The sequence below is a fragment of the Enterococcus sp. DIV0174 genome (assembly GCF_050529065.1).
In the GTDB taxonomy this organism is placed as follows: Bacteria; Bacillota; Bacilli; order Lactobacillales; family Enterococcaceae; genus Enterococcus_B; species Enterococcus_B thailandicus.
Window position 1 is genome coordinate 772,263 of the sequence record NZ_CP172881.1, and the last position, 14,227, is coordinate 786,489.

Here is a 14,227-nt window from a genome sequence, read left to right on the forward strand (position 1 = left end):
GAGAGGAGACAAAAATGGAATTAGCCACAGAAAGAATTCAATTGAATCAAACTTTCAGTGATTGGCAAGATGCGCTGACAAATATTGGGGCATGGTTAACTAACCAAGGCTGGGTAAAAGCGGGGTACACTGAATCAATGATCGAACGTCAAGAATTGATGAGCGTTTATATTGGTAACTTTGTTGCCCTACCTCATGGCAACGAAGAACTGGTAGTTAAAGAAGGCATCTCACTTATCCAAGTGCCTGATGGGGTTAACTTTGGAACTAAAGAAGAGCCAAAAATTGCCACAATTCTATTTGCGGTTACCTTCAAAAAGGAACAGCAATTACCAATGTTACAAGAACTGGCATTTTTTTGTGCGGAAATTGAACAAGTGATTGCGTTAAGCGATGCGAAAACTGTGTCAGAAGTGCAAGCAATTTTGGAAAAAAGCACCACTAAGTTTGAGTGAAAATTTATAGTTAAAATGAATGAATATTAGTGAACTGTAAAAGAAGGTTGTGGTGCCAAGCGTTCAGCTTCGAAAAAATAATGAACAACTGACAAAAATAGCTTTTCATGTTTTTGGACAGTTATGAATTATTTCGAGAAGTTGCTTGGGGAACACCGAGGCGAAGGTTGTGGCGCAAAACGCTTAGCTCTGACAAGATAGCGAGTAGGCACTCAAAAATAGTTTTTCATCTTTTGAAATGACGCAAGCTATATGGAGGAGTTGTTTTGGGAACACTGAGGAGAAGGCTGTGAAAGAAGTGTTCAACTCCAATAAATAAAAAAATTACCAGAAATTGCTTCTCAAATTTTTAAGCAATTTGAGCTTATTTGGAAGAAGTTACTTCTGGAACACCGTTTATTTTGAAAAAAGAGTACGACAATCGTCGTGCTCTTTTTTTATACTCTCCATGTTTTGGCACAAACCTTTGTGCCAAAGTACGACTATTTATGTATTTAGTAAGCGGATACAATTAAGCCATAAAGAAGAAAAGGAGCTAAAAAAATGGAGCAGACGATGAATACCAAAGAAAAAGTTTCACTGAAAGCACGTGTTCAAAAATTAGGAAGTACCTTGTCTAGTATGGTGATGCCCAACATTGGAGCACTAATAGCATGGGGTGTCCTAACAGCTTTATTTATTCCAGATGGCTATTTACCGAATGAACAATTTGCGACAATGGTTGGTCCAATGCTGACTTACTTGATCCCGCTATTGATTGGTTACACTGGTGGAAAAGTAATCGCAGGTGATCGAGGCTCAGTTGTCGGAGCCATCGCAACGATGGGCGTCATCGTGGGGACAGATATTCCAATGATGCTTGGCGCGATGATTATGGGGCCTTTGGGCGGTTATGCAATAAAAAAATTCGATCAGGTATTTCAATCACGAATTAAATCAGGATTTGAAATGTTAGTTAATAATTTTTCAGCAGGATTGATTGGTTTTGGTTTAGCCCTAGTTGGTTTTACCGGGATTGGTCCAGTTGTGGATGGCTTGACACAAGCGATGGCCCAAGGTGTAGAAGTTATTTTAAACGCGCACTTAATTCCACTTACGAATATTTTTATCGAACCAGCGAAAATTTTATTTTTGAATAATGCAATCAATCATGGCATTTTAACACCACTTGGAACAGAGCAAGTCGCAACAGCAGGCAAATCAATTTTGTTCTTATTAGAAGCCAATCCTGGCCCTGGCTTAGGTGTGTTATTAGCTTTTACTTTCTTTGGCAAAGGCGCAGCAAAATCTTCTGCACCCGGTGCAATCATTATCCACTTCTTAGGTGGAATCCATGAAATCTATTTTCCATACGTTATGATGAAACCGCTTTTGTTCTTGTCGGTAATTGCAGGTGGAATTTCAGGAAGTCTCATTTTCCAATTATTAGATGCAGGACTACGCGCGCCAGCTTCACCCGGATCAATTATTGCTATTTTAGCAATGGCACCACTTAGTTCTTATCTACCAGTGTTATTAGGTATTGGAGTTGCAACCATCGTTTCATTTGCAATATCTGTAGTTATTTTAAAGGCAGATGCTCGAGAAGAATCAGAAAGTTTTGAGCAATCGGTTCAAGAAATGAAACAAGCCAAACAAACTGCTAAAGGCTTGACTATTCGTCCAGAGGCATTTTCATCAACTAAAAAAATTATTTTTGCCTGTGATGCAGGTATGGGTTCAAGTGCAATGGGAGCTTCAATTTTAAGAAAAATGGTTCAGAAAGCTGGTCTTCCACAAACCGTGACAAATCAAGCGATTAGTCAGTTAGTAGATGAAGAAGGGACGCTAATCATTACCCAAGTTGAATTGCAAGAACGAGCAAAACAAAAAGCACCACATGCACAGTTTGTTGCAGTTGAAAACTTCTTGAATTCACCGAGATATGACGAGGTAATCCAACAATTAAGCCAAAAAGAAACAACCGAAACTAGGGAACTAATGGACGAACCATCAATCGAAATCGGACCACAAGACATGAGTAAAATCCAAAAAATCGTGATTGTCCACGACCAACGAGCAGGATCGGCAACGATGGGAATCAATGTCTTAAAGGAAGTGCTTCAAAAAAATGATATTCAAATTCCATTAAAAAAAATCAAGATTGATGAATTAGCTGATGATGAACATTCATTGGTACTTGCTAAAGAACATTTGACGAAAGAAATTCAAGAGCTTGCACCAAATGCTCTTCACTTACCAGTTGAAAGCATGGTTCAAATCAAACATTACGAAACCATTGCGCAACAGCTTAAAAAATCTGCTTAAAAAAGGAGAAAACGATGAAAGCACTAGATTTTAGTATGATCGAATTAAACCAAGCATTTGCTTCTAAAGAAGAAGCGATTCGTTATTGCGGAGAAAAGTTAGTTGAGGCGGGCTGCGTGGATGAAGCATACATCGACTCAATGATTCAACGTGATGAGATGTTATCTGTCTATATGGGAAACTTTATTGCTATTCCTCATGGGACAGATTCAGCAAAAAAATATGTTAAGAAATCTGGTATCTGTGTAGTACAAGTACCCGAGGGAGTCAATTTTGGAACAGAAAATGAGGAAAAAATTGCGACTGTGTTATTCGGCATCGCAGGTGTCGGAGAAGAACATTTAGCGTTAGTTCAACAAATAGCCTTATATTGTAGTGATGTTGACAACGTTGTTCAGTTAGCAGATGCATTAAGTAAAGAAGAGGTTTGTGAAAATTTAGCGATTGCATAAGGAGAGAGAAAGATGAAAGCAGTACATTTTGGAGCAGGAAATATCGGACGTGGATTTATCGGTGAAGTGTTAGCAGAAAATGATTTTGACATTACTTTTGTGGATGTCAATCGTGAAATCATTGATGCGTTGAATGAAAGAAACGGATATGTTATCGAACTTGCGGATGAGTCAAAGAAACGAATTGAAGTCCAACATGTTTCTGGAATCAATAATCAAGAAAATCCTCAAGCCGTAATTGCTGCGATTGGCGAAGCAGACTTAGTGACAACTGCGATTGGACCCAACATTTTGCCTTTTATCGCAGAATTGATTGCTAAAGGGATTGAGCAACGAGAAAAAGTACAGAATACAACACCTTTAGATATCATTGCTTGCGAAAATATGATTGGTGGTTCAGCATTTTTAGAAAAAGAAGTCCGTAAACATTTATCACAAGTTGATTTTTTAGAGAAGTATATTGGTTTCCCCAATGCAGCAGTTGACCGAATCGTTCCGTTACAAAAACATGAGGATCCGCTGTTTGTTCAAGTTGAACCTTTTAAAGAATGGGTGATTGCAGATCACGAACGAAAAAACACAGCAATCGAATTGGAAGGTGTCCTTTATGTAGCCGAGTTAGAACCTTATATTGAACGCAAGCTATTCAGCGTGAACACTGGACATGCAACAGCTGCTTACACGGGTGCTTTGCTAGGCTATCAAACGATTGATGAGGCAATGCAAGATGCGTTAGTTGTCGCACAACTAAAATCTGTGTTGTATGAAACAGGAAATCTGTTGATTGCGAAGTGGGGCTTTGATGAAAAGCAGCATGAGCAATACATTGAAAAAATTATTCAACGTTTCCAAAACAAATATATTTCCGATGCAATTAGTCGTGTTGCGCGGACACCTTTAAGAAAATTAGGAAATCAAGAACGCTTTACTCGACCAATCTTGGAATTAAAAGAAAGAGATATTGTTTCACCACATTTGACTGCGACGATGGGTATTATTTTTAACTATTATGATCCAAACGATGAACAAAGTTGCGAACTTTATGAAATGAAGCAAACAAAAAATATCGAGGAACTGATCCAAACCGTGACAGGAATCAACGATGCGAAAATGATTGGCGCAATCAAACAAAATGTGGAACGCTACGATAAACAAGTTGCGTAATGAAAAGTTCGACCATTACATCAGATAAAAAAGAGGCTGGGACTCATCAAGTTCCAGTCTCTTTCTAATTTCTAAAACAAGTGAAAACCACTTGTCTTTTAGTAGCATGAACAATTTAGTTTCGTTTAGAAAAGAAATGAAGTGATTTACTGATTGTTTTAATAATAGTCAGATAAGTTTCTTTATCAAAATGCATCGCTTGATTTTGTCCATAAATAGTTTCTTCATAGTTTTTGGTTAGCTTGATTAAATGTTGGTACATTGAAATCGCCTTTTCGACACGATAACTGTAGTCCTGTAAGCTTTCTGCACGTTGTCTTGGAAATAGCTTTTCTACATGTGCTAGCAATTGTTGATAGGTTCTTTGACTATCCGAAGCGAAAAAAGCCACTTGGTAATAAAAAATGTGCCAACGAACTTTTTGACGAAAGGAAGGAATGAGTAATGGGACGAGCAAAAATATGAATAGAAAGAAAACGACGAATTTCCATAAAGACCTATCTGCGATTGTTGTATCAGAAAAAATAGGGTTATCTTCTGTTGAAGTTATTGCCTCTGAACCAGTTGTTGAGGAAACTGCTGTCGTTTCGGCTGCTGACGATTGTGACTGACTTTCTGGAACGGCTGTGGGAGTCGTTTCCTGCTCACTTTGTGCAGTTGCTGGGTTTGCAAATGCTGGTGTGGGTTCAAAAGGTAACCAACCAAAGCCAGGAAAATAAACTTCTGGCCAAGAGTGAGCATTGCTATTTAAAATACTGTATTCCTTGAGCCCATTACTGTGGCTACCTGTTTGATAACCCATAGTAAAACCTTTTGTCCAGCGTGCAGGGATACCAAGTGTACGCAGTAAAACTACCATAGCCGAAGAAAAATTATCACAATAACCAACTTTAGAATCAAATAAAAAGTGATCGACATAGTCATGATTTGCAGGTGTGTGTGGTGTATCAACTTTTGAATAACGGAATTCGCCACTACTTTTTAAGTAATCTTGGATTGCAAGAACTTGATCGAGTAAGGTTGTTTTGGTAGTTGTTATTTCTTCAGCAAGAGAAGTTATTCGTTTTGGTAAATTTTCTGGTAGCTGAAGCTCTGTTTGATGTTCTGCTTGATCTGCACCAGTTAAAACACTATCGACTAACATCTCATAAGTATAAGAAAGATTGGCAATAGTGAATGTCGCTGTGAATGATGATGATTTATCTAAGACAAAACGTTGAGTATCTGGTAAGAAAAATAACGCACTATCCTGCATTAATGGAAATGCCGTAAGACTAGAATTTCCATAAGAGTAGGGAAGAAAAGTCTGTTCTTCTGTTGTCAACTGAAGGGTAGTTGGTTCAGCAACGATTGTTTCTGGATAATTGAGTAATTGGTGTGGCAACTCGTTTATTTTAAAAGAATCTCGACTATTTTCTGTCCAACCAGTACCAGTATAGACTCCTTTATTCTGGATTTTATAATAATGACCAGATTCTTGAACTGCCGTAAAAACGATGTCCGTTTGATCGTAGATTGGTCCTCCAAGAGCTTCATCATTTTCACTGAATCCAGTTCTTGAACGTCCTGCTTCTTGAAATGTACGAATTCTGGCATACAGTCCTTGTTTGTTGAAGAATTCTCTGACAGGAGCGCTCTTTGCTTCAATTATTTGTGTAACTTCAGGTAATCGTGTAGGAATCCAAGCACTAATGCTCAGCGAGCCAAGCAAAATAACCGTAGCAAAGAAGACGAAGAGCCATCGGTTACTCTTTTTTGGAAGTAATGATAACTGACGAATGAAAAGATAACTGAATAAAATGATAACAATAAAAATACACTCAGTTAACAAATCAAATTCGCGGAAAATACTTAACATCATGAAATAAAGCACCAGTGCTAGAAAGGGAAGCGCCCATAAGTCATAATCAATGGTTAGAGTAGCTAATAAATAAACAAGACATAACATGAGAATGAATGCTGGCAATTCAGGAAAGTAATGGAACTGATTGGTGACTAATTCGTTAAATTCGGATTGGATTTGGCTTGTCAGCTCAAAAAACCAATTACTTCTGACTGTTGCTGGAGGAAAATAAACAAACAAGCTAACCAAGATAGCAAAAAAAGCTAAAATTACTCGAATAATTTTAGAAGAAACCAGTCGGATAATCAGACAGAAGATACCAATAGTAGCAATCAACGGTAAACTTGTGGTGAGATCATTCGCAGTTAAAAAAGTTGGAGCGCCTGCACTTAATAGAAAGAAGGCGTAAAAGCTTCGCCACCATTTTTTCGCCGAAAGATTCAACTTGAGCACCTCCTAACTAAGTTTTTTTAATGGAAACTTTCGTTGACTCCCATCTTGTATAAATAGTTGATTATTTTCAAAATAAATGACGATAACGTTGATGGCTTGCTTTCTCCAAGTTGAAAGTTGTTCATGGACTGCTAGAGAGAGTTCTGGAACAAACAGAAGTATCTCCTTGAAATCACGGACACTAAGGTCTGGTTGTTGTAGGTAATCATCTAAAGCACGTAACTGCGCAAAGAAAGCGGGAGAAATTTGTGTACCTTGATACTTCTGTTTAGCAAAAATCAGTTGATTTGGATAAGTTTTCTGGTCATAAGAAGCTAAAAAGGAAAAATATAAATCAAGCATTTTTTCAAAATTTGTTGCCGTTCCCCAAAAGAAACAGATTAAGTCAGTTTGTTGAACAGCAGGCTCATACTCACGAGAAAGCCATTGTTGATAGTAAGCGGAACGCTTCCAATCAATTTGTTTTAACGAATCGCCTTGACGATGCTCTCGAATCCCAGCAAGATTTTGAGAAGGTAAGAAGTTGTTTTTTTGTTGTTTACGTGTCAAAAAGCGCGCTAATTTTTGTGCTTCAGGTAATGTGTTATTTGGTAAGACTAGGGGGGTGAATATTATCTGTTTTGTTTTACTTTTTCGAAATAAACCTAAATAATCATAAGCGATGAATTGGACTGAAATTGTTTCAAAAATTCCTCTTTGTTGTGGCGTCCAAATGACTGATTGTTGTTGTTCTTTTTTTGAAATCATCAAAAAAGTCTGTGCTTCTGGTATAAATTCTTCTGGAAAATGTAATGTTAGGCGTGGTAAAAAAAGTGTTGGGACTTGTGACTTAGCAATGCGAACATTGACTGTTATTGAATTGTCTCGATAAACAAGTGTAGGAACGGTGAGAACCAGCTTGATTTTTGATAGTCGTCTGCTTAAGGAAAGCCAACTGAAAGTAATGTATAAGGTAAAGAGAATGACTAAAAACCAGCCAAATTGTTGATTAAATAAAAGCGTGAAGAGTAAAAATAAAAAATATATTAAAAAAATACTGCTATTAATGAGGTAATTCCAGTACTTTTTCATAACTATTTTACCGGAATTGGGATTTGTTTGAGCATTTCTGCTAAGAGTAACTCAATTTCTTCATCGGTCAACGAACGATCATGAAATAATAGACGATGTTTAAAAACAAATGGCAAGAGAACTTGAAAATCTATTGGTGCAACATATGTCCGCCCCTTGATGACTGCGTGGGATTTAGCCGCTTGAATAAAGGCTAAACTACCACGTGGACTGATACCCAATTTAATTGCTGGATGATTGCGTGTAGCAGTGACTAATTCTAGCGCGTATCGTGCGACTGAAGGGTCAAGATACGTTGTTGAGACAATTTGCTTGATAGAAGTGAGGGTCTCTTTGGTGAAAATGACTTTTAATGTCGCTAAAGACTGTTCTTGTGTTTCCAATAATAAAGACAGTTCTTCTTCAAAAGAAGGATAACCAATGTGTAAACGGAATAAAAATCGATCAAGCTGTGCTTCTGGTAACGGATAAGTTCCTTCATATTCAATTGAGTTTTGCGTTGCTAAAACGAAAAAATGATTATCTAAAGGATAAGTTTGATTATCAATAGTAATATGTTTTTCTGCCATGGCTTCGAGTAATGCTGCTTGAGTTCGTGGAGTTGTTCGATTGATTTCATCTGCTAATAAAATAGTAGTGAAAATCGGTCCAGGACGGAATTCGAACTCCTTTGTTTTTGTATTATAAAAAGAAAAACCCAAAATATCCCCCGGTAAAAGGTCTGGCGTAAATTGAACGCGACTAAACTCACCTTGTATTGTTTTAGCCAAAGCTTTTACAAGTAATGTTTTTCCGACACCAGGAACATCTTCAAATAAAAGATGTCCACCAGAAAACAGAGCAACGAGCATTAATTCGATGATTTGTTGTTTTCCCACGATGACTTTTTGAACCTCGGCTATTAAATGATCGACTTTTTCTTTTACTTCATGTATTGTATTTTCGTTATTTTTATTCATTTTTCACATCACCTTCTCATAAAAAAACTTGTTTCTTTCATTGTAAAGGAAGCCGTACATTCCTACAAGCAAAGCAGTTTTGCTTAAAATAGTATGTTTTATCGATCTAAATTAAAAAATAAATGAGTTTTTAATGAAATAAATAGAAAATAAAAAATTGTTGAAGCTTTTTGCGTAGTTTATTACGACAGGTTTCTCTTCTCAGTGATCTAATGATGTGTGCAAAAAAGGAGGCAACTGTTTTAGCCAAAAAATGATTTTCCACAAAATTTTGTGATATCCCTGCGAAAAAAGCATACAGAGAAGTAGAGGATCGTAGCTTGGCTGGACCAAAACATATGAAATGGCAAAAATTGTTATCAAAAAATTCACAAAATTTATTTTTGCTGATGAATCAAATGAAAGATCTGACTTGGAAAAAAGCAGATCTTGCAGAAAAATTAGGTGTCGATGTCAAGACAATTGATCGACATTTAAGGCGTTTAGAGGTAATTGATTTTCCTGTACAACTGATTTACCAGAAAAAGTCGGTACGGCTGATTTATAGTTTAGGATACAGTGAACCTTATCTGCTATTTGATTTTTTGATTCATTCTGCATCATTTCGATTGTTGAAAGATTTAATTTTGGAAGAAAAGTATCAAGAAAATTATGATCGACCAACACAAGAACGTTTGCGAAAATGGTTGGGAGAGTATCACCTTTCTTTCTCTTATAAAAAAGGACAGATTTTTGGTTCAGAGAGGAAGGTTCGTTACTTACTCTTTAGTTTTTTGAAAGATTTTCCACATTTTTTTGTTGATGATGGAGAAGAAGCTTTTTCGGAAATTTTTATTCGTTTGTTAAAGCAACGAAAACGATTGTCTTCAGTGGAAATTTTAGGAGACAACCAAACGATGTTTTTTGAATTGTTTCCAGAACTACTTTTTCGAGAAGAACAAAAGCTATCCGTAAAAGAAAAAAACTATCTGTGTATTGTGAGATTAAGTTGTAATGTGATTACCAAAAAGCGTTGGGAACGACTAGAACAAACGAAAGACTATCGAAAGCTGACAATTGTTACCGAAAAATTAGATTCATTTTTTTGGTTAAATAGTGATTTTGAAACGTTCAACAAGCAAAGAATCACGCAAGTTCTTTATCAAGAGTGGTTGCGTTATTCAATTGGAATCCAGGAACGTTTATCGGACGAAGAAGTTCAGAAGTATCAACAAACATTGAATACTTTTCCTAATGCAAAAGAAAAACTTCATCAATTTCGATTAGCAATTCAACAAGCCTTGACGCATCCATCTGTTAGTTGGGGCCTAAATTTATTAAAAACAATGCAAGAACGCGGATACTTAGAAGTGCATCCACCCTCTGTAAAAATTGTTTTACTCTTTCGTTTTGACCATGAAGAAGCAAGACGGTTAGCTAGAATTTTGGATACCGCGCTTCGTCATCGTAAACGGACGTCTATTCATGTGTGTACGAGAAGTAAACCACCACATTATGCAGATTTGATTATTACCGATCATTTTTCACCGTTAGCTTATTCTAAAGAACAGAAAACTTATTTTTACCATTCTTCTCTTGGCGTGGAACAACTGTTAAAGGATCTTGACGAATGGATTTCGCTAAAATTATAGAATCTTCGATGAATAAAACCAAAATTTACTGTGCTATGCTATAATAACCTTGATAAAAAAGGAGGGAACTTCGTTGGAATTAAAGAAATTAGAGGTCCCAACATCTTCAATTACAGAAGTCAAACGATCCCCCATGGATGTATTTGCTCAAGCAAGAGAAGCCGGGACTGGTGTATATATTTTTAACCGAGAAAAAGTGGCAGGTGTTATGCTGACTCAAGAACAATATGAAGCATTAGTTCAAGAATTAGATGATCTACGCGAACAAAAAGTAGCAAACAAACAGCAAATGTCAGAGATGATTGCCGAGGTAAAACCATCATTTGAAACAACTGCAGCGACAACCAATGAACCACCTGTGACATCAGCGGTAGCCGGAATGGAAGAGTTGGTAGAAACACTTCAAAAAGTACTCATTACAGGAATGCCAATCGTAGCAAAAAATTTAGATGAACGAATGGTTTCACTTGGCTTTATCACGAAGAAAACAGGATTTGGCGGTGTCGTTGCCATGTTGGATGAACTAAATGAAACTGGAAAAATCAGTTATCAATTACGAAAAAGACAACAGGACCAATCCGTTATTGCAGAAATTATTGGGGAACAAGAAGCAAATTCTCCTGTTTTTGATAAATTGCTAATCAAGAAAATTTATATTCATGAAGGATAAAAAATAAGAGAGTCGCAACTAATTAGTTGCAGCTCTCTTGTTTTTTTGCGGATTAAAAAGGGTGAAGATGAAAGACTATTTTTGTGAATTCTTTCTAATTGTCGAAAGTGAAATTTTCTGGTTACGACTTTGTTTCGAATATGTAAAGAGAGTTGCCCAAAAAGCGCCAAATGCTTGAGGAACTAAATAAAGAAGCCCGAAAATAAGTACAAGCTGTGTCGGTTCAAAAGGTTGATAGAAAAGTTGCCAGTCAGAAAATTTTAAAGAATATATGTAAGAAACAATAGTGGAAATGATATTTCCAACAAGTAGCAGTCGCATTTGTCCTTTGATCCTCATCAGAAATCCACCAAGGATCGCGAGAAAGATCAGAAAAATGAAGCCGGAAACCGAGTGATAATGAAAATCAAGCAATAACACAAGATACAAGTATGGAATCAGGAACAGCAGCAAAAAAATTTTTGACAGGTATTTTGTTAACATAACTAAAAACCTCCTTATACTTGTTTAAAAACCTTTAGTATAGTTATATTTTAAAAAGAAAAAAAACATTAAGCAAACCTTATCACACAATTTGTAGGTTAAATGAATAAACTCTCATTCCCTTATCTCTAAAAAAAAAGTTTTTCCCCCTAATTTTTTTAGAGAGAACATTGTATAGTGATAGGCAAGAAATTTTTATTTTGGGGAGGAAGTAAATGAGACAGAAAATCATGGGTAGACGTAGTTATTTATTTTTTTGGTTTTTTCCACTTCTTTTGCTTCCGTTTACTTGGGTGAATGCAATCGTTCAAGGAGCCGAGGTGTTAGGTTTGATTCAGGGAAGCGGATTTTTAGTAGCACGTAATTTTCCAACATTAACTATTTTTTATTTGCTAGTGAGTGTTAGTTTGTTGATACCAAGGTCTCTGATTAATAATTATAATTGGAAGCTGATTTACTTTTCTTGTATGTTGATTTTTACGTCGATGTTTGCATTATTACCAAGAATGATTATTGGGCCAACAGGACTTAGCCAAAGTGGCTTGAAAGACTTATCCGACTATTCCGCTATGTATTTTTTGACAATCCGTCCATTATTTTATTTGGCGGCTGCGTCATTTATTGTTTCAGTAATCATGTATTTGTTCGTTGAACTGAGAAGACAAGACCGCCAGAAATAGTTTCTTCTATTTAAAAAAGTGTTGAAAACTGTTCTAAAAATTGGCTTTCTTTTGATCAAATAACAGTATAAATAAAGTTTAAAAGGCAATTAAAAAAGAGATGTGAGCTTTGTAGTGAACCCAAAAAGTCTAAGTTTTTGGGCAGTACACTTGTTCACATCTCTTTTAACGTTGGTGACAACAAAGGATAAGTTTTATTGATTTAGCCAATATGTTTTTCCATCAGTTGTACGTTGCATAAATCCATATTCAATTAAGTAGCGGCGAGTCGAAACGAAATCTTCGACGTGTTGTTTCAAAATATCATTGATTGCACGCTCGGAATAATTTTTTTTCGGATCAAATTTTTGTGTTAAATAATTTAAGAGAATGATTTTTCTTTTTTCTTTACTTGGAAAAGTTTGAATAAAGTCATTATCATCTAAATAAGTTTGTAAGATTTTTTCCTGTTCAGCAGACGTGATGTTGTATCGTTCATCTAGCATTCGCGCACCTGTGTGAGGTGAAATGAATGTTTGACCACTTGCTGGTAAAAGCTTCATAAGAGCAGTCAGTCGTTTGGCTTGGCGCTCTTTTTCTTTTAATTTGAATCGATGATTTCTTACCGTTGATGGGGAGATTCCTAGGCGCTGAGCGATCACAGTGTCGCTTAAATTTTTTTCAAACAGTTGGATGATTTCGTATTGACTTTCGGATAACCCTAACGATTCTCTAGATAATTGAAGTAGGGCATGCAAGGGGCCACCATGTGCCAACCGAAGATGTTGTGTGATCGCTCCTTTTGCGGTTTGAAGTGCGCTAGGCGTAGTCAAATCTGGATAAATTTTTTCAAATTGAAAAGTTACGTCACAATAAAGGCACTGATAAGTTTCATGTTCAATTGTCCAGCCATTTAAATAATCTTGTTGTTCATAAAGTAATTCAGTTTCCATATAAAAACCTCCTTGTTTGTATTTGTATTAACATTTTATCGTTTTGTTTGTAAAATGATAAACATAATTATTTTTGGTTTATTTTAGATTTTAAACTTTACAGGAAATTTACAGAAGTTCACGAATTGTTTACAACATCCATATCTGAGCTTTACAGTAGCTTGTTACACTTTACTTGTAACTAAGAGAGGAGTATTTGAATGAAAAAATTATGGTATTCTTTAGGCATCATTGGTTTCTTATTAGCAGGTTGTGGTTCGTCAGGTACAAGTACCGACTCAACTGCGCAATCAGATAAAGCAGGTTCAGAACAAGTAAAAATTGTAGCAGTTGGTTCAACTGCATTGCAGCCATTAGTTGATGCTGCACAAGATAGCTTTACCCAAGAAAACTCAAATTATCAAATTTCTGTTCAAGGTGGCGGAAGTGGCACAGGGCTAAGCCAAGTGTCAGACGGCGCCGTGACAATTGGAAACTCAGATGTTTTTGCAGAAGAAAAAGATGGAATCGACGCAACTAAATTGGTTGACCATAAAGTGGCTGTTGTCGGAATGGCACCAATCGTCAATAAAGATACTGGCGTCACAAATGTTTCTCAACAGGAATTGATTGATTTATTTACAGGAAAAATCACAAACTGGAAAGAACTTGGCGGAAAAGATCAAAAAGTCACAGTGATTAACCGTGCAAATGGTAGTGGAACTCGTGCTACTTTTGAAAAATGGGGATTGAATGACGAAACACCTGTGCAATCACAAGAGCAGGATTCGTCAGGAACGGTTCGCCAAATCGTTGCACAAACACCAGGAGCAATCAGTTATCTTGCCTTTTCTTACTTGGATGAAACAACTCAAGCTTTGAGCGTGGATGATGTGAAACCAGAGGAAAAAAATGTGGCAGACAATAGCTGGAAAATCTGGGCATATGAGCATATGTATACAAAAGGAAAACCGGACGCAGCTGTTCAAAAATTCTTGGATTACATGACAAGTGAAGATGTCCAAGAAGGACCAGTTAAAGATCTAGGTTATCTACCAATCACATCAATGAAAGTTGAACGTGATGTTAACGGAGAAATCAAATAAGAATATGAAAAAAAGCAGCGGCGAAAATCGTATCGATTCTCG

General features: G+C 36.5%; 13 protein-coding genes. 8 read left to right on the forward strand and 5 right to left on the reverse strand.

What is annotated here, in order from left to right; translation table 11 throughout:
* Nucleotides 1-14 precede the first annotated feature (14 nt).
* The 4 genes from IGJ93_RS03845 (at nt 15) to IGJ93_RS03860 (ending at nt 4,378) form a co-directional block, all read left to right on the forward strand.
* On the forward strand, nt 15-455 hold the full coding sequence (locus tag IGJ93_RS03845; protein ID WP_075491404.1) for a PTS sugar transporter subunit IIA: 441 nt from the start codon (nt 15-17) through the stop codon (nt 453-455).
* A 543-nt stretch (nt 456-998) separates the two neighbouring features.
* Nucleotides 999-2,762 carry a PTS mannitol transporter subunit IICBA gene (locus IGJ93_RS03850; protein ID WP_284590762.1) on the forward strand — a complete coding sequence of 588 codons (1,764 nt, stop codon included), beginning with the start codon at nt 999-1,001 and terminating at the stop codon, nt 2,760-2,762.
* A gap of 14 nt (nt 2,763-2,776) precedes the next feature.
* The gene (locus tag IGJ93_RS03855) at nt 2,777-3,214 is read left to right on the forward strand and encodes a PTS sugar transporter subunit IIA (RefSeq protein ID WP_067483960.1); all 438 of its coding nucleotides are present in this window, start codon (nt 2,777-2,779) and stop codon (nt 3,212-3,214) included.
* A 12-nt stretch (nt 3,215-3,226) separates the two neighbouring features.
* Nucleotides 3,227-4,378, forward strand: a complete 1,152-nt coding sequence (locus IGJ93_RS03860) for a mannitol-1-phosphate 5-dehydrogenase (protein WP_095803476.1) — start codon at nt 3,227-3,229, stop codon at nt 4,376-4,378.
* Between the two features lie 115 nt (nt 4,379-4,493).
* Here IGJ93_RS03860 and IGJ93_RS03865 read toward each other — a convergent pair whose 3' ends face one another.
* From IGJ93_RS03865 to IGJ93_RS03875, 3 genes are read right to left on the reverse strand one after another with little or no spacing between them, the layout of a single operon-like run.
* Nucleotides 4,494-6,665, reverse strand: coding sequence for a transglutaminase-like domain-containing protein (locus tag IGJ93_RS03865; RefSeq protein ID WP_311801572.1), 2,172 nt, complete (start codon nt 6,663-6,665; stop codon nt 4,494-4,496).
* A 12-nt stretch (nt 6,666-6,677) separates the two neighbouring features.
* Nucleotides 6,678-7,745, reverse strand: coding sequence for a DUF58 domain-containing protein (locus tag IGJ93_RS03870; RefSeq protein WP_368027111.1), 1,068 nt, complete (start codon nt 7,743-7,745; stop codon nt 6,678-6,680).
* 2 nt (nt 7,746-7,747) lie between these two features.
* Nucleotides 7,748-8,704 carry an AAA family ATPase gene (locus IGJ93_RS03875; protein ID WP_231885413.1) on the reverse strand — a complete coding sequence of 319 codons (957 nt, stop codon included), beginning with the start codon at nt 8,702-8,704 and terminating at the stop codon, nt 7,748-7,750.
* Between the two features lie 338 nt (nt 8,705-9,042).
* Between IGJ93_RS03875 and IGJ93_RS03880 the strand changes: the two genes are divergently transcribed.
* Together IGJ93_RS03880 and IGJ93_RS03885 are read left to right on the forward strand one after the other, a co-directional pair.
* Complete coding sequence (locus tag IGJ93_RS03880) at nt 9,043-10,335, forward strand: hypothetical protein (protein ID WP_067484147.1); 1,293 nt, start codon at nt 9,043-9,045, stop codon at nt 10,333-10,335.
* Between the two features lie 73 nt (nt 10,336-10,408).
* Nucleotides 10,409-11,005 carry a prevent-host-death protein gene (locus IGJ93_RS03885; protein WP_067483967.1) on the forward strand — a complete coding sequence of 199 codons (597 nt, stop codon included), beginning with the start codon at nt 10,409-10,411 and terminating at the stop codon, nt 11,003-11,005.
* A gap of 75 nt (nt 11,006-11,080) precedes the next feature.
* Here the strand turns inward: IGJ93_RS03885 and IGJ93_RS03890 are convergent, their stop codons facing one another.
* Nucleotides 11,081-11,488: a hypothetical protein gene (locus IGJ93_RS03890; RefSeq protein WP_071869135.1), complete on the reverse strand. Its 408-nt coding sequence runs from the start codon at nt 11,486-11,488 to the stop codon at nt 11,081-11,083.
* 215 nt (nt 11,489-11,703) lie between these two features.
* Between IGJ93_RS03890 and IGJ93_RS03895 the strand changes: the two genes are divergently transcribed.
* Entirely contained in the window at nt 11,704-12,168 is a 465-nt protein-coding gene (locus IGJ93_RS03895) for a hypothetical protein (protein ID WP_067483970.1), read from the forward strand.
* 194 nt (nt 12,169-12,362) lie between these two features.
* Here the strand turns inward: IGJ93_RS03895 and IGJ93_RS03900 are convergent, their stop codons facing one another.
* Nucleotides 12,363-13,100 (reverse strand): DUF2087 domain-containing protein, encoded by a 738-nt coding sequence (locus tag IGJ93_RS03900; RefSeq protein WP_067483972.1) that lies wholly within the window; start codon nt 13,098-13,100, stop codon nt 12,363-12,365.
* Between the two features lie 200 nt (nt 13,101-13,300).
* Between IGJ93_RS03900 and IGJ93_RS03905 the strand changes: the two genes are divergently transcribed.
* The gene (locus IGJ93_RS03905; protein WP_071869133.1) at nt 13,301-14,185 is read left to right on the forward strand and encodes a phosphate ABC transporter substrate-binding protein PstS family protein; all 885 of its coding nucleotides are present in this window, start codon (nt 13,301-13,303) and stop codon (nt 14,183-14,185) included.
* Nucleotides 14,186-14,227 lie beyond the last annotated feature (42 nt).

Excerpts from the sequence above, each read along its gene's own strand:
- IGJ93_RS03900 (WP_067483972.1), bottom strand. The coding sequence starts at position 13,100 with ATGGAAACTGAATTACTTTATGAACAACAAGATTATTTAAATGGCTGG.
- IGJ93_RS03905 (WP_071869133.1), top strand. The coding sequence starts at position 13,301 with ATGAAAAAATTATGGTATTCTTTAGGCATCATTGGTTTCTTATTAGCA.
- IGJ93_RS03890 (WP_071869135.1), bottom strand. The coding sequence starts at position 11,488 with ATGTTAACAAAATACCTGTCAAAAATTTTTTTGCTGCTGTTCCTGATT.
- IGJ93_RS03845 (WP_075491404.1), top strand. The coding sequence starts at position 15 with ATGGAATTAGCCACAGAAAGAATTCAATTGAATCAAACTTTCAGTGAT.
- IGJ93_RS03860 (WP_095803476.1), top strand. The coding sequence starts at position 3,227 with ATGAAAGCAGTACATTTTGGAGCAGGAAATATCGGACGTGGATTTATC.
- IGJ93_RS03875 (WP_231885413.1), bottom strand. The coding sequence starts at position 8,704 with ATGAATAAAAATAACGAAAATACAATACATGAAGTAAAAGAAAAAGTC.
- IGJ93_RS03855 (WP_067483960.1), top strand. The coding sequence starts at position 2,777 with ATGAAAGCACTAGATTTTAGTATGATCGAATTAAACCAAGCATTTGCT.
- IGJ93_RS03895 (WP_067483970.1), top strand. The coding sequence starts at position 11,704 with ATGAGACAGAAAATCATGGGTAGACGTAGTTATTTATTTTTTTGGTTT.
- IGJ93_RS03880 (WP_067484147.1), top strand. The coding sequence starts at position 9,043 with ATGAAATGGCAAAAATTGTTATCAAAAAATTCACAAAATTTATTTTTG.
- IGJ93_RS03870 (WP_368027111.1), bottom strand. The coding sequence starts at position 7,745 with ATGAAAAAGTACTGGAATTACCTCATTAATAGCAGTATTTTTTTAATA.
- IGJ93_RS03850 (WP_284590762.1), top strand. The coding sequence starts at position 999 with ATGGAGCAGACGATGAATACCAAAGAAAAAGTTTCACTGAAAGCACGT.